The organism is Palaeococcus pacificus DY20341, assembly GCF_000725425.1.
GTDB classification, from domain to species: domain Archaea; phylum Methanobacteriota_B; class Thermococci; order Thermococcales; family Thermococcaceae; genus Palaeococcus; species Palaeococcus pacificus.
In genome coordinates this window covers 1,639,433-1,656,986 of sequence record NZ_CP006019.1, presented here as the reverse complement: position 1 = coordinate 1,656,986, position 17,554 = coordinate 1,639,433, and the positions used below count along the sequence as shown (strand labels likewise).

The following is a 17,554-nucleotide window of genomic DNA, read 5'->3' as shown; positions in this document are numbered from 1 at the left end:
TTTTGTTTTATTCTCTAAAATAGTGCTATTCTAAACACATAGAGCACTACAGCTATTGCCAGCTGGTTTGAAAAGTTATCATCCGGCGGTAGTTCATAGAATTCCGTTATAGCCCCTGCTAATGCCCCTATTATGCCGTGCGGTAAGTCTGTTAAGGGCACTAGAATTAAAAGGGCTGTTAGGAAGTAAGCTGAGCTTCCTTCTAAGCTTTTGCCGTTTTTGAAGCGATGTCTTCCAAAGCTCTTTCCAATTATAGCTGCCATTGCATCTCCCAATGTAGCAGCGGCAATAGCACCTATGGCTATGTCCTCTGGAAACAGATAAATGACGATGAGTGCGGCTAAGGTGAAGTATATATGCGCTCCAATCCAGTACCTTTCGTGTTCTCTCGCTATGCTATCCAGTTCATCCTCAAATTTTGCTATTATCTCTTCGTCCACATACAGATGGAGCCTCTTCTTCACGCCGTCTCGCAGGTGCTCAACTATTCTAAATGGCTCGAGAATCACGAAGAGAATCAAGAAAAATCCTGTAAATCTAAGTGTGAACTCCCTACCGAAAAGCAGGTATATCATGGGGATGCTCAGCCCTGTTAAGTGAAGTGCCTTTCTTTTAAGCTCGCTTTTCATGCTCACGCTTTATCACCTCCAAGGCTTCTCTAAGGTCTCCCACTATGTAGTCTGCATACTCCGGCCGTCTGGCTTGAAAGTAGCCTCTCTTTACAAGTATAGTTGTTGCTCCAATAGTCTTGCCTCCTTTCATGTCGGTCTCATCTCTATCCCCTACCATGTAAATTTCGTCTTCCCTTGGAAACATCTTCTTCGCCAAAAAGAAGTTGTGGGGATCAAGCTTGCTTATTCCAGTCTCGCCGCTTATTATTAGAGCATCGAAATAGTCTTTGATGTCCAAATACTCGAGCTTCTTTCTCTGCCAGTATGATGAAGAATCAGTTATGAGGACTATCTTCGCTCCCATCTCCCTTAAGCCTTCCAGAAAGTCTTTTGCATCCGGATAGAGCTTTAGATTTGAGAAAAATGTCCTATCGACCAAATCAAGCATTTCATCTAAGTCTTTCTCCGAAACTTTTCTATAAACCCTTTCCATGAACTGTTCCAATAGCTTATCCAAATCCAGAATGTGGAGCTCTTTTGACTGCTCTAACTCTTTATACCGCTGAGTTAGGATATATATGAGCGCTCTAATCTTCCTCTTTTTCAGTAAGTGAGGCAAGAGCCTTAAGACGCTATATTTTGCTGCCTCCCATGTGTTGCAAAGGGTATCGTCTAAATCCACCAGCACCAACATATTCCTCAAAATTTTAGCTATCTGATGTTTAATAATCCTTTGGGTTAAAGTTTTAAAAAGGAGTGCTTAAACCTTAAGTGATGAACCATGAGGGGAGAGCTTCTAGTAATAGCGGGAATAGTGCTGATATTCACGGGTTTCTTAATGGTCTTTATCGGCACAATGATGAGCGCACTTAGCGGCGAGTCTAATGTGGATGTTGAAACTGGAGGGGTTATAATGATAGGCCCCATTCCAATAGTCTTTGGAACTCAAAAGGGTGCTACGATAGCTATGCTCCTTGCAATAGTCCTGATGATTCTTTGGATAGCTGTAGCACTGTTGGGTAGGAGGGTGTGAGTTGAACTACATCTTAGACCTATCGATTCTCCTAGTTTTTGCAAAAAGCATTGAGTGGCTATTTGAAAAGAAAGAGATACACCCAATCATTGCTCACGTTTTAACGGGCATTATCTTGGGTCCCTTTGTACTCAACATCATTACACCAAGCAATGAACTCAAGGTTCTCTCGGAGTTTGGTTTAATCATGATGATGCTCTACACCGGATTGACGAGCAATTTTGCCACAATAGCCATCAATAAAGTAAAAGCAGTTGTTGTGGCTTCTTTTGGAGTGGCTTTTTCCTTCCTCTTCGGCTTTTTGACTGTTTACTACTTTGGAGGCTATGGCCTCGCGGCGGCAATTTTTGCAGGCGCTGTTTTAGGCAATACGGCAATAGAGGTTACTAGTGGGGTTATAATGCGTGAAAGGCCAGATAGAGACGTTTCATCAATTTTAATGGGGGCTGCATTCACCGATGATATCATAGCGGTTTATTTGATTGGTGTGATCACTGCTTTAGCTAGGGGAGAGTTTACTCCCTCTTCTCTAGTGATCTTGACGATTAAAATTGTCACATTCATTGTCACAGTTTTGATAGCGTCTGAGTTAATCTTCAAGCGTTCCAAGTGGATTAACAACATAATCAGGGATGTAAACACCTTCTTTACATTTACATTAATACTAACGTTCTTTTTAGCTCTGCTGGCAGAAGAAGTTGGGCTGAATCGTATAATTGGGGCGTATTTGGCAGGTCTCACTATAAGCCGCCTTAGAGAAAGAAAAGACCCCCTCATTATAAGCCGCATTAAGCTCAATGAGCTCATAGGCGAGCTGCAGGTGGTTCTAACTGAGTTCTTCATCCCACTGTTTTTCATTTACGTTGGCTTAATATTTAATCCAAAAATCAGCGACGTAAACCTAGCGCTGATTGTACTCTTGTACTTGGCGGCAGTTTTTGGCAAGCTCATAGGCTGTGGATTTGGAATGAGAGTTTTTGGCTTTGATTGGGGGAAGTCCCTCTTGGTGGGTATTGGAATGGGAGGTAGGGGAAGCTTGGAGCTTGCTATTTTGAAGTTTGGGCTCGAGAGCAAGTTAATAGATCAAACAATTTTTGCTGCCATAGTGGCGGTTTCGATGCTCACAGCACTAACTACGCCTCAATTCTTTAAGGCTTACCTAAAGAAAACTAAAGAGAAAATAAGTTAAGCACAAAGTTTAAACGTCCAATGAACAACCCTATGCAAGGTGGGAGAATGATTCCAGAGGATGGCCTAAGCGAGGAAGAAGTTATGGGGGAGCTTGAAAAGCGCCTAAGCTTGGATTTGACGTTTGATTCGGGCAAAATCTTGGGTTCAATGTGCACATATCCTCATCCGCTTGCTCAGAAGATAGTTCGCAAGTACATGGATAGAAACCTTGGAGATCCAGGACTCCACGTTGGAAGTCAAAAAATTGAGCGGGAAGCTATTCAAATGCTTGGTGAACTTCTGCACCTTAAAAAGGCTCACGGAAACATAGTTAGCGGTGGAACAGAGGCAAATATCCTAGCGGTGAGAGCATTTAGGAATGTCAGCGATGTTGAAGAGCCCGAGCTCATTCTTCCTAAGAGTGCTCACTTTTCCTTCCTCAAGGCGAGCGACTTGTTAAAAGTCAAGCTCGTTTGGGCTAAGCTCAATAAGGACTACTCTGTAAATGTGAACGATGTGGAGAGTAAAATCAGCGACAACACGATAGGTATCGTTGGAATAGCTGGAACAACGGGTTTAGGTGTGGTTGATGATATTCCTTCTCTCTCAGACCTAGCTCTTGACTATGGAATCCCCCTCCACGTCGATGCTGCTTTTGGTGGCTTTGTTATTCCCTTTGCAAAGGTCTTGGGTTATGAGCTGCCCGACTTTGACTTCAAGCTCAAAGGCGTGCAAAGCATTACAATTGACCCGCACAAGATGGGTATGGCTCCAATCCCAGCGGGAGGGATACTATTTAGGAAAAAGAAATTTGTGGATTCAATAAGTATTCCCGCACCTTATTTAGCAGGGGGCAAAGTTTCCCACCCGATGATTACGGGAACGAGGCCTGGTGCTAGTGCTATAGCAGTTTGGGCTCTTTTAAAGCATTTGGGTTTCAATGGTTATAAAGAAGTTGTGAGGGAAGCTATGGAAAACGCTCTTTGGTTTGCTGAACAGATCAGGGCTTTGAAAGGCATTTATCTCATAAGGGAGCCAATGCTTAACATAGTCTCATTTGGGGCAAAGAACCTCAAAACAATCGAGCGGGCCCTCAAAGATAGGGGATGGGGGATAAGCGCTCACAGAGGCTACATAAGAATAGTGATGATGCCCCACGTTAGAAGGGAGCATTTGGAGGCCTTTTTGGAAGATTTAAGGGAAATTTTGGCTACTTTGTAACCCCTTTTATATCGACATGCACAAAGGCCCTCTCCACTTCTTCAAGGCGTTCAATTCTTTCCCTAACCTCTTCACTTATGTCGTGTGCTTCTTTCAGCGTTAGAGTCATTGGAACTTCTATGTGGAGCTCAACGTGGAGCTTTGGCCCCACATAGTGTGCCCTAAGGTCGTGCACTCCTTCAACGCCTTTTACGCTAAGTGCTGTTTTCTTTATTTTCTCGCAGAGCTCAAAAGGAGGGGAAGTGCCCGTCAAATAGCTCACATTTTTAAGCACAACTTCAACTGCAACCTTTCCTATTAAAACAGCCACTATAAGGCCGGCTAAAGCATCTCCATAGATAAAGCCAAACTTTTGGAGCAAAAGTCCTATTAGAACAGCTACACTGCTCAAAGCATCACTCCTATGGTGGTAAGCATCAGCTATGAGTATCTGGTTGTTGAGCTTTCTTCCTACTCTAAGGGAATATTGAGTCATTGCTTCCTTTGAGATGATTGAAATCACGGTGACGCCTAACATTATGGCGTTTACTTCTAGTGAGTATCCCGAGAGCACCCGACTTATAGAGTCTCTCCCTATTTCATACGCCACTAGAAACAGTGCCATACCAATGAAAAATGCAAAGAGGGCCTCAAAACGCGAGTGTCCAAATGGATGACTCTCATCTGGAGGCTTTGAAGAGATCTTTATACCCAAGCTCCCTATTATGCTTGTTATGATGTCAGATAGTGAGTGGATTCCATCGGAGATTAATGCTAAGCTGGAGTATATAACACCCACAGTAACCTTTAGGACTGCCAGAATAATGTTCCCCACAATGCTAACGACCATGGGCTTGTATACATTGTCCATTTTTGACCCTCAGTCCGTCACTCCCTCATCACAACTCAGGTAAGGCTGAACTCTTCATTGGGTGTTAGAAAGTTTGAGGAGGAACTTTTAAATCTTTTCAAAAGCCTTTTATTTTGGATGCCCTAATTTAGGTAGGTGGTATTATGACGAACAGACCGAGATACACTATTAGGATTTATATGGGCTCAAAGGATAAGTACATTGCTCTAAGCCTTTGGGAAGCGCATATTGATAACTACGGCAACTTTAGGCCTGCAAACGTTAGCATGGTAATACACAACGAAGACGTTGAGGCTAAAGCTTCACTTAGAACTGAAACTGCTGCTAGATTGGCTGCTGTTCTCTTAAACATGGTTGCTGAGGCTGAAAAGCTTACAATGAAGGAGAGAAAGAAATTTGCCATGGAAGAGAAGCTTGAGGAGCAGTTCCTCTTGGAGGAAGAAGAGGAAGAGATTATGGATGAAGTGGAGGAGATAGAAGCAAGCGTTGAGAGGTAATGAATATGCGATTTATACCGATTATAGCAGCGCGTCCAGAGATTCAAATGGCGATAGATGAGGCTATAATGAGGGCTAGGATAGAGGGTAGAGTTGAGGATACTGTTAGGCTGTACATCTTTAAGCCGAGTTCTATAACAATAGGGCGGTTTCAGAGTGTTGAGCACGATGTTGACATGGACAAGTGCCGTGAACTTAACATCCCAGTTGTGAGGAGAATTACGGGTGGTGGGAGCGTCTTTCATGACGAATATGGTGAGATAACCTATGGAGTGATTATTGGCGAAAACGCTCACCCAGACTTAAAGGACATCAATGCGAGCTATCGCTTTTTGGCCTCTCCATTAGTGGCTGCGTTGAGAGAGCTTGGCCTAAACGCGGATTTTGCTGGGTTGAACGACATTATAGCAAACGGCAAGAAGATAAGCGGTTCTGCCCAAACCAGGAGAAAAGGTGTTATACTCCAGCACGGCACCTTTATGTATGCAACCAGGGTGGACATTCTAGCTTCCGTCCTCAAGGTCTCGAAAAAGAAGCTTGCCGATAAAGGTGTGAGCAGCATTTGGGAACGCGTAACGACGCTCGAGCGTGAAGGCGTGGAGATGGCAATGATGGAAGTGTATGAGCTCCTAAAGCAGAAGTTCTTTGAGGAGTTCCCACTTGAAGAAGGTGAGCTGACAGATTATGAGCTCGAATTAGTCGAAAAAATAATTGAAGAGCGCTATGGAAAGGATGAATGGAACTTTTCGAGATAGCTTTTTTCACTTTATTGAAAGCCTTTGAGAAAAGTTCAGTAAAGTGAAAGATTCACATGAACAAGCTCGAGACACTGGGGGTTAACTTATGAAAAAGCTTAAAATCTACATTCCAGGCATCAGTTTCCCTTCAATCTCGCTCACAGGGGATTACTGCTCTCTCAACTGTGCCCACTGTGGAAAGCACTACCTTGAGGGGATGCGCAAAGTTAATCGCTTAAACCTCGTTGACTACTGCAAGACCTTGGAGGAAGAAGGTTATGCCGGCTGTTTGCTCAGCGGAGGTCTGGACTCCCGTCTAAAGGTGCCCCTCGATAAGTATGCTCAGGAAATAAAGCGCATAAAAGCTGAGACAAAGCTCAAGCTAAACGCTCACGTTGGTTTTATAGACGAGAGTGATTTGGAATGGGTTAGATATGTTGATGCTGTTTCTCTCGATTTTGTAGCCAATGATGAAGTAATAAAGCGTGTTTATAGGATAGATAAGAGCGTTAAGGACTACCTTAGGATTTTAGACGTTCTCACTAAGGCAGGCGTTAAGGTAGCGCCTCACATAACCATAGGCCTCGACTTTGGAAGGGTTTGGTGGGAGTATAAAGCTATTGACATGCTTTTGGACTATCCTATAGATGTGCTCGTTTTAGACGTTTTGATTCCTACAAAGGGCACGGAGATGGAAAGTGTAGAGCGGCCAAGCGTTGAAGAGAGCTTAAAAGTTGTGGAATACGCTCGGGAGAAATTTGATGGTGAGCTGAGCATAGGGTGTATGCGGCCTCTCGGAAAATGGCGCTTGGAATTTGATAAGGGAGCGATTTTGGCAGGTGTGGATAGGCTTACAAACCCACCCAGAAAAGTTATTGAATGGGCAAAAAGCATTAGAGATGTGGAGATAATTTATGAGTGCTGTGTCATGTGAAAATGGTAGGGATGATGTGAAGGTAGGTTGCTGAGTGGTGATGAGCTAATCGGCCCCTGACCGCTAAGCTAATCCCAGCCTTTCCTTTATTACCATGGGGATGTATCCTATCTTTGGGAAGACTACCAAAGCCTTGGCCTCTATTGCACTACCGGGCACGCAGTCTATCTCGCCCTCGGACGTTGGGTAAAAGTCGTGGATAAAGTTGTTATCTCCTTGAATAACGAAGCACCTTTCTCCATTGTACTCCTCTATTCCTCTAACGCGGTGTATTATTGGATACTTTGTGAAGGGTCTCTTGTAAACGACAACGTCGCCTATTTTAATGTCTTCAGGGCTCACACCTTCGAGCAGTACAACATCTCCCCTATAAAAAACGGGCTCCATTGAGCCGCTTACCACTATAACGAGAGGAGAATCAGTATGCAAGGCTATTTTTAAACCGCTGTGGACTACAAAAACGACTATTACGGAAACTACAAGAAAGATTATTGTCTCTTTAATCTCTCTCACCATTTTTTCATCCATTTTAACGCCTCCATTAAAGTTCTAATTTTGGTAGGAATCGAGCCGATAGCAGTGCAGGTTTCAAAGCTCACTCTCTTTCCATCGGTTATATCTAGGTGATACTCGCTGAGCTTAAATATCTCCTTTGGTAGGCCGTGCCTTCCAAGGCCCACTATTAAGAAAAAGCTCTCTCCCCTTAAAGCTCTTTCTGCAATTTCTAAGGACTTAATAGCTTTCTTCTCATTGGGCTTTCTTGTAGTCGCAACTATGTGTCCGAATTGAGGAGGAAATCCCTTTTTTGGGAAGTCTAAGAGGTGAAGCTTATTCCTCTTTGCCAGCTCTATTAAGTACTTACCCCCTTCTCCAATTGTGGTGTTTTGAGCTATTTTTTCAGCTAGGTCTATGGCTTTCTTCTCCTCAAAGGGGAAGCCAATCAGTGCTAGGTGGAACTCAAAGGCATAGCATATAGGTGCAGCTCTAGCTATTGCTCTCAGGTGTGCTTCGTGAATTCTATTTGGGTCATATGAGTTGTAAAGTCCTAGAGTAATCATTTTTAACTCCTTCCTTAGCTTTTAGATTTCTTTACTAATTTTTAAGAAAAAGACTTAAAAGCTTTTAAGCTAAAAAATTTAGACGAGCTAAACTTTTTAAGTGTGTTGCCTATAACATTTGGCAATAGGTGGAGGTGAATCCATTGGAGATTATCATTGACAAGTTTAAACCAAAGGTAACCCGTCCCTTCAAGAGGAAGAATGAGTACTGGGTTAAGCTCATCGATGAAAAAGAGGGAGAGTTCATAATGAAGTTCAAGACTCCTCTGGAAGCTGAGGATGCCATCTACGGCCTATTAGACTTGCAGGTTTATGGTGGAAAGGTTAAGCTTAAGGTTAGAGAAGGGAATGTTATAGAGGATTTAGAAGTCCTCGAGCTTTACAAACCTTCTGCTAAAGAGCTTGTAGATGAATATTTTACCGATTAACTCTTTGTCTATTTTTGTTCATTAGGCCCCTTTTACCTACAAAAACCTATATATAGCTGTTTGTTCATAGTATATAAATAGGCGGCATGATACAATGCACAAATTGCGCAGTAAATGCCTTTTAAATGGTCTTTGATAAAATAAACTTCGTGGAGGTCACATTATGGCAAGAAGAAAAGGCAGAAAGGAATTGCTTGAGCTTGCAATGGATATGGGTGGCGAAGAAGCGGTAGCAGTCATAAAAGCCCTTGAAAAAAAGGGTGAAGCTACTGATGAAGAGTTAGCTGAAGCTACGGAGATTAGAGTGAATACTGTTCGTAAAATACTTTATATGCTCTATGACACTAAATTGGCAGACTTCAAGCGGATTAGGGACAAAGAAACGGGATGGTACTATTATTACTGGCGTTTAGAAACTAAGCGCTTACCTGAAATTCTCAGGGCTAGAAAGATGGAGGAGCTGAGACAGCTCAAAAAAATGCTTGAAGAGGAGACTCAAGAGGTTTATTACCACTGTGGGACTATAGGACATCCAAAGCTCACTTTTGATGAAGCTTTGGAGTATGAATTCCAATGCCCAATCTGCGGTGCAATGCTCCAAGAGTACGATAATTCTGCCATTGTTAAAGATCTTCAAAAAAGGATTCAGGAACTTGAAAAAGAACTCGGCTTGGCTTGATCCTCTTCTTCTATTGCAAACATTTATAAAGAGCATGTTCTAGTTAGCTTATCGAATGGAAGAGGTGTGCGGCCATGGAAATTGTTATTCTCGAAAAAGTTTATGGAGATAGGAGCGGTTTTAAGAAGCTCCACAAGAAATTAAATTCTCTCATCGGAGATTTGGAAGTTGAGTGGAAGCTTGCAGTCACCCAAAAGCAGTGGGTTAAGGTTACCCTTGAGGGGGAGGATGAGGAAATCTCTGCAAATCTGATCAGAGAAGAGTTTGGAGAAGCTCCTTACAAGCTCAGTAGTGTTAAAGAGGGCGAAATTTATCGGGGAAGGTTTACGGACTTGGGAAAAGTTGGATACGGTGTTTATGTTGATATTGGAGTTTTTACTCCGAGGCCAAAGGATGCGCTAATTCCTCTCTACTACCTAAAAGATACCTTTGGAGATAAGGCAGTTAGGAAGATGATAAGGGACTTTGGCTGGGTGGATAACCTGCCAGTCGAAGTTGAAGTAAAGAGGGTTGAATTCGGCGCGAGAGAGATAGAGGTTCACTTCTCTGACAAGCAGCTTAAGAGGTTTAAAACCTGGTTCAGTGACGGATTTGACAAGCTCTTTATTGCGGGGACAACTAGCGAGCGCATTGAAGAAGCACTAATTGCCACGGGACATTCGAGGGATGTGAGAAGGATAGAAGAGCTTGGACTAATGGAGACGATGCTCGTCTTGAAGAAAGACACCCAAGCTCCGGGCATAATTAAGGCTATCGGCCCTCACATAAAGCCAGCTCAGATAGGAGCGATTAAGTTTGATTAAGGGAGTCTTTGAGTGAGTCTAACTACAAAAGTTGATAAGAGCAGTACAAGCGGGAGAGGGCTTACATCAAAGGCAATAAATATCAGCAGGTATAAGAAGGCTGCCATTCCAACGAACCAAGTTTGCCCTACAACTCTTCTCTTATTTTTAAGTTCAATGCATGCGTATCCTAAAACAACAAACTGTACAATGCTCTCTTTTGCAAACGTGGCTAGAGCATTCCAGCTTTCTCTTTTGAGGAAGTAATCCATCATGCGGACTCCAAAGAATTTGAGTAAGACTAAATAGAGCACTAGGGTAGAAGCAATATAAAGGTAGTTTCTCTTATATCTCTTAGGATAGACCGTTACAAATGAAATGGGCACTACAAGAGATGTTGGTGTTAAAATAGCCGATAATGATGTTAGCGTGCTGAATATTGCGACCTCCAACATCGCAATCCCCTTGTTTGGAACAAAATAAAAGTTGGTTCCTACTGCGAGAATAACCTCAAACAGCAAGAGGGCAAATATTTCCGGTCCAAATGCTTTTATCTCTGCTCTAAAAAGGGGTATGACAAACATCAATCCAAAAATTAAAAAACCAAGCTCTCTTGAGGGCTTTGGGACTAAATAGAATGTGAAGGAGATTATGAGGAGGATTAGATATGTATGGAGGAGGAAAGCTGAAAATCTAGTGAATCCGAATACGTTTCCCCAAAGAAAGAGAGGATAGCTTAGAGGTTCTTTAGATATGTATCCAAAATTGAGCTTTAATGCCTCAAAAAAGTACCTTTTGAAGAATCCCTCACTAAAACTGAACTCCCGATAGCCGTTCAATACCCAGAGGAGCAGTATTAGCGATGAGAGGAAGTAGAGGGAGCGGGCATAAGGCGTTTTTCTCATAGCATAGAAAAAGAGCAGGAACGTGAACACAGCTAGTATTAAAAACATCGAAAATTCCGCGCTTTTCAGATAATAATTACCCACAAAGAGCTCTTCCACATTGGGGAGGCTCTCTGCATCTCCTGTTATCAAAATGTAGTTCCCCACAAAGAGCACATTGAATTCTTTTGATTTCTCTGGAGGAAGGCCTGTTTGCCTCCAAACCTTCTTTAGCTCATCGTTGTCGTAGACCGTGCCCACTAGGATTATTTTTCCTTTCCCGTGGCTTTTTAACTCTTTGAGCTCCTCGTCGATGTAGAATGCCCAAAGCTTGGATGAGGAGGAGTTTCCAGCTACGATTGTATAAGAAGAGCCATCTTTCAAAAATGTCTCAAAGTGGGAGTCAGCACTAACAAAATTAGCCATTAGAGCAGGCAGAACTAATAAAAGTAAAAATAATGAAACGAGCCTCTTCATACCTCCACCTAAATTAGTTGTGGGAAAGAAAATAAAACTCTTTCTATGCTTCAAGATCTTCAATCAATTTCTTCCAGTTTCCATGTTTTTTGAAGTCTTTGTCTGTATAGACTCCTTCTTTCTTTAAAATTCCTCTCGCCGCTAAGAGTCCCGTGGCAGCAGCGTTTGTTATGTCCCTTGAGAGGCCAGCTCCATCTCCCGCTGCGAAGATGTTTTCAATACTCGTCTCCAAGTCCATGTTAACTTCCGCTCTCATTGCATAATATTTTATCTCTGGGGCATACAGGAGCGTGTGGTCGCTTGCAACACCAGGTATCACTTTATCGAGCTTCTCAAGCCCCTCTATGATGTTTGTGACAACCCTGTGAGGGAGCGCCATTGCAACGTCTCCTGGGGTGACGTGCCTAAGCGTAGGCTCAACATCGCTTTTTCTTATCCTTGACCAAGTGCTTCTCCTTCCCCTTCTCAAGTCTCCGAGTCTTTGGATTATGGGCTTTCCTCCACCTATTGTGGTCGCTAATTGGGCTATGCTCTTTCCATAGGCGGTTGTGTCCTCTACTGGTTCAGTAAGCTCGATTCTAGTCAAGAAAGCAAAGTTAGTGTTATTGCTCTTCTTATCACGCATTGAGTGACCGTTGACGCCTATATAACTGTTGTACTTTTCCTCAACTACAAAGCCGTTTGGATTTGTACAAAACGTCCTAACAAAGTCATCGTAGGTGTCGGTGTATATGTGGAACTTTGGATCGTGGTTGATGCTGGTTATCTCTTCCATAACTATCGCAGGCACTTCTACCCTAACACCAACGTCAATTGGTCCATGACGGGATTTTAAGCCTATTTTTTGTGCAACATCGTGGAACCATCCTGCGCCTCCTCTTCCAGGAGCGACTATTATGTATTTTGCTTTTATCTTGAATGTTGAATCTCCCCTCTTTGCCACTACTTCTCCCTTTGAGAATTCCTCAACGCGCGTCCAGAGCATGAACTTAACGCCTTTTTCTGCGAGGTAGTCCTTTATGCTCTTTATGACGTCTTTTGTGTGGTCGGAGCCTATGTGCCTCTGGATTATTGGGATGAATTTAACCCCTGCCTGGGCAGCTCTCTTCTCCCATTCCTTAATTTGATCTTCGTTTCCTTTGAATATTCTCTGTGGAGCTCCGTGCTTCAGCAAGATTTGATCGACTTCCCATATCAGCTGCCAAGAATAGTTTTCATCGTGCGTCAGCTCCGTTAAATCTCCACCAATGTCTGGTCTTAGATTTACTGTGCCGTCGCTTAAACCGCCAGCCCCGCCAACTCCGCTCATGATATGGCAAGGCTTGCAGCCAACACAGTAGCCAAGCTCATCCATTGGGCACATTCTCTGCTCTATATCTCCACCTTCGTCAATAACTAAAACCTTAAAATCGCTTTTTTCGGCGAGCTCATAAGCAGCAAAGAGCCCTGCCGGTCCTGCTCCGATAATAACGACATCAAATTCCTTCTCGTTGTAGAATGCGTTCACTATTTCCCTTACCAAAATTAGCTGAAACCCCCTTATAAATCTTGCGGATTTTGTGAAAATTTTAAACATCTTTATGTTTATAATATCCAAAACATTGTAAAACTTTAGACATTTATATGTAAAAAATTCCGGAAGAGACAACTTTTTAAATTCTCTCCCATAGGGATTATTGAGTGTCTAGGGTTAGAAGGTGATGCCTATTCTTATACTTGGAGTGGATGTAATCAGTCAAAATCCAAAGCGCTTTGCAGTAGTTAGCTGGTTCAATGGAAAACTCGAGAAAAAAGGGGAATTTACCTACTACAGGCTAATCCGCTTTGTCAGAGCAAAGAGGCCCCATATTGTTGCAATGGATAACATCTATGAGCTTGGGAGTGATAGGGACGTTATGAGGTTTATAAAAGCTCTATCACGGGGAACTAAGCTTGTTCAGGTAACTGGACGGCCGGGAGAGCAGCGCTCTCTTTGGAATTTGGCTAGGGAGAATGGAATTAGAATTGGAGATAAGTTCGACCCATATGAAGAAGCTAAAGTCTGTGCTCTCTTAGCTTCTAAGGGTGTTGGGCAAGAGATAGTAGCTTTTGAGGATGAAGTCATTGTAAAAGTGGTTAGAGGGAGAAGCCAAGGAAAAGGTGGATGGAGCCAAGATAGGTATAGAAGGAGGGTTCACAACCTCCTTCAAAATAAGGTGAGAGAGATAGAGGAGAGCTTGAGGAGAGCAAATATTCCATTTGATTTGGAGGTAGAGGAGAGGGATTACGGCATTTCTAGAGGGGAGTTTAGGGTGTATGCTTCTCGTGAAGAGCTTGCAGGCCTAATTAAGCCCATGCGTGGAGGAGATGTTGAAGTCAGAGTAGAACCTGTAGAGAGGAAGAACATTGAATTCGTTCCTTTAAAGGGAGAGAGAGCCATAAGGAAAAGAAAGAATGTTATTGTTGGCGTTGACCCCGGGATAACCGTTGGTATTGGAGTGGTTGATCTAGATGGTAGAGTGGTTGCGGTTTACAGCGAGAGGAATATGGCAGTCAGCGATATTTTTAGGTTCATAAGTGATGTGGGCCACCCTATAATCATCGCCACCGATGTAACACCTGCACCGGGTTTGGTGGAGAAAATAGCACGTTCGTTTAAAGCCAGCCTCTTTACCCCCCGGGAAGACCTGCGCGTTGAGGAAAAAAACGAACTTCTGAGGAATTTGGGAATTGAAGTGGAGGATGACCACCAGAGGGATGCTCTGGCTGCGGCTTACAAAGCTTATTTAAGGCTAAAGCCTAAGTTGGAGCATATAGATGCCAAGCTGAGAGCATTGGGGCTCAGCAGACAGAGGAACGAGATAAAGGCACTGGTAATTCAAGGCTACAATCTCGGTGAGGCTATAACGAAGGTCACCGTGAAGGAGAGGCCCAAAGAAGAGCCTAAGCCCGAAGTTAGTGAGAGCGTTGATTTTACACCTTATGTAGAGAAAATTAAAGAGCTTGAAAAGACAATTGAAATGCTTGAAAAAGAAAATCAAGAGCTCAGAGCATTGATACACGAGCAGAGAAGTATTATAGAGCGCTTAGAACGGAAGATTGGGGAGTATGATGATAAAGTCAGGGAGCGCATATTGCGGAGCAAGGAGATTGAGAACAGAGATAAAAGAATAGCATACCTTGAAAAAGAGCTCAGAGAAGCGAAAGGAATAATTGAAAAACTGAGCAGAGACTTAGTTTTGACAAAAAGGATGCATCTTTTGGAGCTTAGAGGAAGTGCTATACCTTTGAAGGTCCTGGACAGCTTAACGTGGGATGAGCTTAAGCGCTTGGAGAGGAGCACCCCACTCAAGAAAGATGATGTGATTTATATTTTAAATCCTGCGGGTGCAGGGAGGAGTATAGCGGAATATCTGATTAAAAAGAACATAAGGGCAGTTGTAAGTGCGAGAGAGCTGCCAAATCTGGTTTATGATGCTCTAAAAGAGGAGAAAATCCCTGTCTTGTATGAGGATGACGTTGAAGTTAAGCGCGTTGACGAGTTTGCAATAGTTGATAGGGAGGAGCTCGAGAAAGCCATTGAAAAGCGCCTTCATGAGTGGGAGGAGGAAGAGAAGGAGCGCAAGGTTAAGGAGTTTCTGCAGATTGTTGAGGAGTACAAGATAGAGCGCTTGAAGGAACTCAGGGGAAAGGCGGAAAAAGAGTAGCTCCATGCAAATTTGCTCTGCAAAGTTGACCAAAATTCCCTGAATATAAAATGGGTCAGTTTTAGAAGGGCATTCACTCATTAACCCGGTAGTCACGTAGGGGATTCAAAACTAAAATCATTCATTTAATGTGAGTTCGCTTTTGTTTTAGACGCTCGGAGAGCGTCAGGTTTGAGAGAACCATTTCAAGTGCCAATTTGAGGAGAATCCCAAAGTAAACCAGAAAACTTAATCAAGAATGTCAACATCAAAACTAGCATTTCTACAATAGCTAAACAGTTTTGATCAAACTTTTCACCAGAAAAGTTTGGTTGGTGGGCCCGCGGGGATTCGAACCCCGGACCTCCGCCGTGTCAAGGCGACGTCATAACCAGTCTAGACCACGGGCCCGCCCAAATTGTGGTGGACCGGCCGGGATTTGAACCCGGGGCCTCCGCCTTGCCAAGGCGGCGCTCATCCCAGGCTGAGCTACCGGCCCACACCCAATCGCCATAAGCCTATCCCCAACGTAGCTTTATAAACTTTGCGGTTTTGGGTTGAGCATGAAAAGGGATAAGGTTTTTAAATAAGCCCTGCCAAAAAAAGTTAGCTTTTAGACTCACGGTTATTCTTGTGCAAAAATGGGAGGTGAGCAAAGTGAAAGCGCCAATCTGTGAGGTTTGTCTTAAGACCGACGACATTTTATGCCCTGGAGATGAGAAAAAACTTCAAGATGGTGTTATTTCTGAGTTGGATGTTAAGGTAGCAAGGTTCTTATATAAACTCCTTGGGGACGCGGATGTGGAGTTTAAGAAAGCTGTAGAAGCGGGAGATTTAATTGTTATCATTGTTGGTGAGGGTCAAGTAGCCCTCGTTATTGGTAAAGGCGGTAAGAATGTTAAGCTCTTGATGAGAGAGCTCGGGAAGAGGGTAAGGATAATTGAAGATACAAAGGACGTTAAAAAGTTAGCAACAGACCTCCTGATTCCCGCAAGACTCTTTGGAGTTAACATCGTCTACAAGCCCGATGGAGGGCAATACTATAAGATACTCGTCCCAAGGACTGATAAGCAGAGACTACCCGCATCCCCCGAGGTGTTAGAAAAAATAATCTCTCAAATCATTGGGAAAGAGGCTAAAATTGCGCTTGCGTGATGCCTATGTATAGAACCCATTATTCAAACCAGATAACTGAAGAACTCAACGGCCAGAAAGTTAAAGTGGCTGGTTGGGTTTATGAGGTTAAGGATCTCGGTGGAATCAAATTCCTTTGGATTCGAGATAGGGAGGGTATAATTCAAGTAACAGCTCCGAAGAAAAAAGTAGACCAAGAGCTCTTCAAGCTGATTCCAAAGCTCAATGCCGAGGATGTTGTGGCCGTTGAGGGTATTGTAAACTTCACCCCAAAGGCCAAGCTCGGCTTTGAGATACTTCCTGAGAAGCTCGAAGTCTTAAGCAGGGCTCAAACCCCCCTCCCTCTTGACCCAACAGGAAAGATTAAAGCAGAGCTCGACACTCGCTTGGACAACCGCTTCATGGATTTGAGAAGGCCCGAAGTAATGGCTATATTTAAGATACGCTCAAGCGTCTTTAAAGCGGTAAGGGACTTCTTCCACAGTGAGGGCTTTGTTGAGGTTCACACGCCTAAAATCATAGCCACCGCAACTGAAGGAGGAACTGAGCTCTTTCCAATGAAGTACTTTGAAGAGGATGCTTTCCTGGCACAGTCACCGCAGCTCTACAAGCAAATGATAATGGCCTCTGGTCTTGACAGGGTCTATGAAATCGCTCCAATCTTTAGAGCAGAGGAGCACAATACCACGAGGCACCTCAATGAAGCTTGGAGCATTGATGCGGAGATGGCCTTCATAGAGAGTGAGGAAGAAGTGATGAACCTCCTTGAAAGGCTCGTTGCCCACACAGTTAACTATATCCGTGAGCACAACGAGAGAGAGCTCAAGACACTCGACTTTGAGCTTGAGGAGCCAAAGCTTCCCTTTAGGCGCGTTACATACACTGAAGCTTTAGAAATCCTCAGCGACCTTGGAAAGGAGATTCCTTGGGGAGAGGATATAGACACTGAAGGAGAGAAGCTTCTAGGTCAGTATATCAAGGAAAACTACAACGAAGATCTATACTTCTTATACCAGTATCCAAGCGAAGCAAAGCCCTTCTACATAATGAAGTATGAGGACAAGCCTGAGATTTCAAAGTCCTTCGATTTGGAATACCGCGGAATTGAAATCACCTCTGGCGGCCAGAGGGAGCACAGATATGATGTCTTAAAAGCTCAAATAGCAGAGAAAGGACTAAACCCAGAGAGCTTTGAATTCTATTTAAAGCCCTTCCGTTATGGCATGCCTCCACATGGCGGTTTTGGTCTTGGTGCTGAGCGCTTAATCAAACAGATGCTGAACTTGGGGAACATTAGAGAAGTTATTCTTTTCCCGAGGGATAGAAAAAGGCTCACACCATAAGGCCTTTATACCTTTTTAACATTTACAATTTTTAGTTGACAATGCTGACAC

Annotated in this window: 19 protein-coding genes and 2 tRNA genes; 12 read left to right on the top strand and 9 right to left on the bottom strand. The window is 43.4% G+C overall.

The annotated features are described in order from the left end of the window. Positions 1 to 14: 14 nt before the first annotated feature. Positions 15 to 635, bottom strand: a complete 621-nt coding sequence (locus PAP_RS09030; protein ID WP_048165693.1) for a diacylglycerol/polyprenol kinase family protein — start codon at positions 633 to 635, stop codon at positions 15 to 17. Then, positions 613 to 1,305, bottom strand: a complete 693-nt coding sequence (locus PAP_RS09025; RefSeq protein WP_048165692.1) for an HAD family hydrolase — start codon at positions 1,303 to 1,305, stop codon at positions 613 to 615. Before PAP_RS09025 ends, PAP_RS09030 begins: the two co-directional genes overlap by 23 nt. Positions 1,306 to 1,392: 87 nt before the next feature. Between PAP_RS09025 and PAP_RS09020 the strand changes: the two genes are divergently transcribed. The 3 genes from PAP_RS09020 to mfnA are packed head-to-tail and all read left to right on the top strand — an operon-like array spanning position 1,393 to position 4,035. Beyond that, positions 1,393 to 1,644, top strand: a complete 252-nt coding sequence (locus PAP_RS09020; protein ID WP_048165691.1) for a TIGR00304 family membrane protein — start codon at positions 1,393 to 1,395, stop codon at positions 1,642 to 1,644. Position 1,645: 1 nt separating this feature from the next. Beyond that, a complete protein-coding gene (locus PAP_RS09015; protein ID WP_048165690.1) occupies positions 1,646 to 2,833 on the top strand; it encodes a cation:proton antiporter in 1,188 nt (395 codons plus the stop codon). 47 nt (positions 2,834 to 2,880) lie between these two features. Continuing rightward, positions 2,881 to 4,035, top strand: coding sequence for a tyrosine decarboxylase MfnA (mfnA, locus tag PAP_RS09010; protein WP_048165689.1), 1,155 nt, complete (start codon positions 2,881 to 2,883; stop codon positions 4,033 to 4,035). On the opposite strand, the gene PAP_RS09005 is transcribed toward mfnA, so the two are convergent. Continuing rightward, entirely contained in the window at positions 4,025 to 4,885 is an 861-nt protein-coding gene (locus PAP_RS09005; protein WP_048165688.1) for a cation diffusion facilitator family transporter, read from the bottom strand. The genes mfnA and PAP_RS09005 overlap by 11 nt on opposite strands. A 143-nt stretch (positions 4,886 to 5,028) precedes the next feature. Between PAP_RS09005 and PAP_RS09000 the strand changes: the two genes are divergently transcribed. The 3 genes from PAP_RS09000 (at position 5,029) to PAP_RS08990 (ending at position 7,053) form a co-directional block, all read left to right on the top strand. Beyond that, entirely contained in the window at positions 5,029 to 5,382 is a 354-nt protein-coding gene (locus PAP_RS09000) for a hypothetical protein (RefSeq protein ID WP_048165687.1), read from the top strand. A gap of 5 nt (positions 5,383 to 5,387) precedes the next feature. Further along, positions 5,388 to 6,137 carry a lipoate--protein ligase family protein gene (locus tag PAP_RS08995; protein WP_048166019.1) on the top strand — a complete coding sequence of 250 codons (750 nt, stop codon included), beginning with the start codon at positions 5,388 to 5,390 and terminating at the stop codon, positions 6,135 to 6,137. Positions 6,138 to 6,225: 88 nt separating this feature from the next. Next, positions 6,226 to 7,053 (top strand): radical SAM protein, encoded by an 828-nt coding sequence (locus tag PAP_RS08990; RefSeq protein WP_048165686.1) that lies wholly within the window; start codon positions 6,226 to 6,228, stop codon positions 7,051 to 7,053. A 63-nt stretch (positions 7,054 to 7,116) separates the two neighbouring features. Here PAP_RS08990 and PAP_RS08985 read toward each other — a convergent pair whose 3' ends face one another. Continuing rightward, positions 7,117 to 7,581 carry a signal peptidase I gene (locus PAP_RS08985; RefSeq protein ID WP_048165685.1) on the bottom strand — a complete coding sequence of 155 codons (465 nt, stop codon included), beginning with the start codon at positions 7,579 to 7,581 and terminating at the stop codon, positions 7,117 to 7,119. Then, a complete protein-coding gene (locus PAP_RS08980; RefSeq protein ID WP_048165684.1) occupies positions 7,563 to 8,111 on the bottom strand; it encodes a DUF531 domain-containing protein in 549 nt (182 codons plus the stop codon). Before PAP_RS08980 ends, PAP_RS08985 begins: the two co-directional genes overlap by 19 nt. Before the next feature lie 143 nt (positions 8,112 to 8,254). Here PAP_RS08980 and PAP_RS08975 point away from each other — a divergent pair, with 143 nt between their 5' ends. From PAP_RS08975 to PAP_RS08965, 3 genes are all read left to right on the top strand, one after another. Next, entirely contained in the window at positions 8,255 to 8,539 is a 285-nt protein-coding gene (locus PAP_RS08975; protein WP_048165683.1) for a hypothetical protein, read from the top strand. Between the two features lie 163 nt (positions 8,540 to 8,702). Continuing rightward, positions 8,703 to 9,218: a transcription factor E gene (tfe, locus tag PAP_RS08970; RefSeq protein ID WP_048165682.1), complete on the top strand. Its 516-nt coding sequence runs from the start codon at positions 8,703 to 8,705 to the stop codon at positions 9,216 to 9,218. Between the two features lie 74 nt (positions 9,219 to 9,292). Further along, positions 9,293 to 10,021, top strand: coding sequence for a DUF2110 family protein (locus tag PAP_RS08965; protein WP_048165681.1), 729 nt, complete (start codon positions 9,293 to 9,295; stop codon positions 10,019 to 10,021). Here the strand turns inward: PAP_RS08965 and PAP_RS08960 are convergent. Then, positions 10,018 to 11,361 carry a hypothetical protein gene (locus tag PAP_RS08960; protein WP_048165680.1) on the bottom strand — a complete coding sequence of 448 codons (1,344 nt, stop codon included), beginning with the start codon at positions 11,359 to 11,361 and terminating at the stop codon, positions 10,018 to 10,020. The genes PAP_RS08965 and PAP_RS08960 overlap by 4 nt on opposite strands. A gap of 43 nt (positions 11,362 to 11,404) precedes the next feature. Beyond that, complete coding sequence (locus PAP_RS08955; protein WP_236626988.1) at positions 11,405 to 12,883, bottom strand: NAD(P)/FAD-dependent oxidoreductase; 1,479 nt, start codon at positions 12,881 to 12,883, stop codon at positions 11,405 to 11,407. A gap of 178 nt (positions 12,884 to 13,061) precedes the next feature. Between PAP_RS08955 and PAP_RS08950 the strand changes: the two genes are divergently transcribed. Further along, on the top strand, positions 13,062 to 15,047 hold the full coding sequence (locus PAP_RS08950) for a DUF460 domain-containing protein (protein WP_048165679.1): 1,986 nt from the start codon (positions 13,062 to 13,064) through the stop codon (positions 15,045 to 15,047). A 312-nt stretch (positions 15,048 to 15,359) separates the two neighbouring features. On the opposite strand, the gene PAP_RS08945 is transcribed toward PAP_RS08950, so the two are convergent. Together PAP_RS08945 and PAP_RS08940 are read right to left on the bottom strand one after the other, a co-directional pair. Beyond that, a tRNA-Val gene (locus tag PAP_RS08945) sits at positions 15,360 to 15,437 on the bottom strand. Between the two features lie 10 nt (positions 15,438 to 15,447). Beyond that, a tRNA-Ala gene (locus PAP_RS08940) sits at positions 15,448 to 15,525 on the bottom strand. A gap of 158 nt (positions 15,526 to 15,683) precedes the next feature. Here PAP_RS08940 and PAP_RS08935 point away from each other — a divergent pair. Then, a complete protein-coding gene (locus PAP_RS08935; RefSeq protein ID WP_048165678.1) occupies positions 15,684 to 16,181 on the top strand; it encodes a KH domain-containing protein in 498 nt (165 codons plus the stop codon). A gap of 5 nt (positions 16,182 to 16,186) precedes the next feature. Then, positions 16,187 to 17,503 carry an aspartate--tRNA(Asn) ligase gene (aspS, locus tag PAP_RS08930; RefSeq protein ID WP_048165677.1) on the top strand — a complete coding sequence of 439 codons (1,317 nt, stop codon included), beginning with the start codon at positions 16,187 to 16,189 and terminating at the stop codon, positions 17,501 to 17,503. Positions 17,504 to 17,554: the final 51 nt, after the last annotated feature.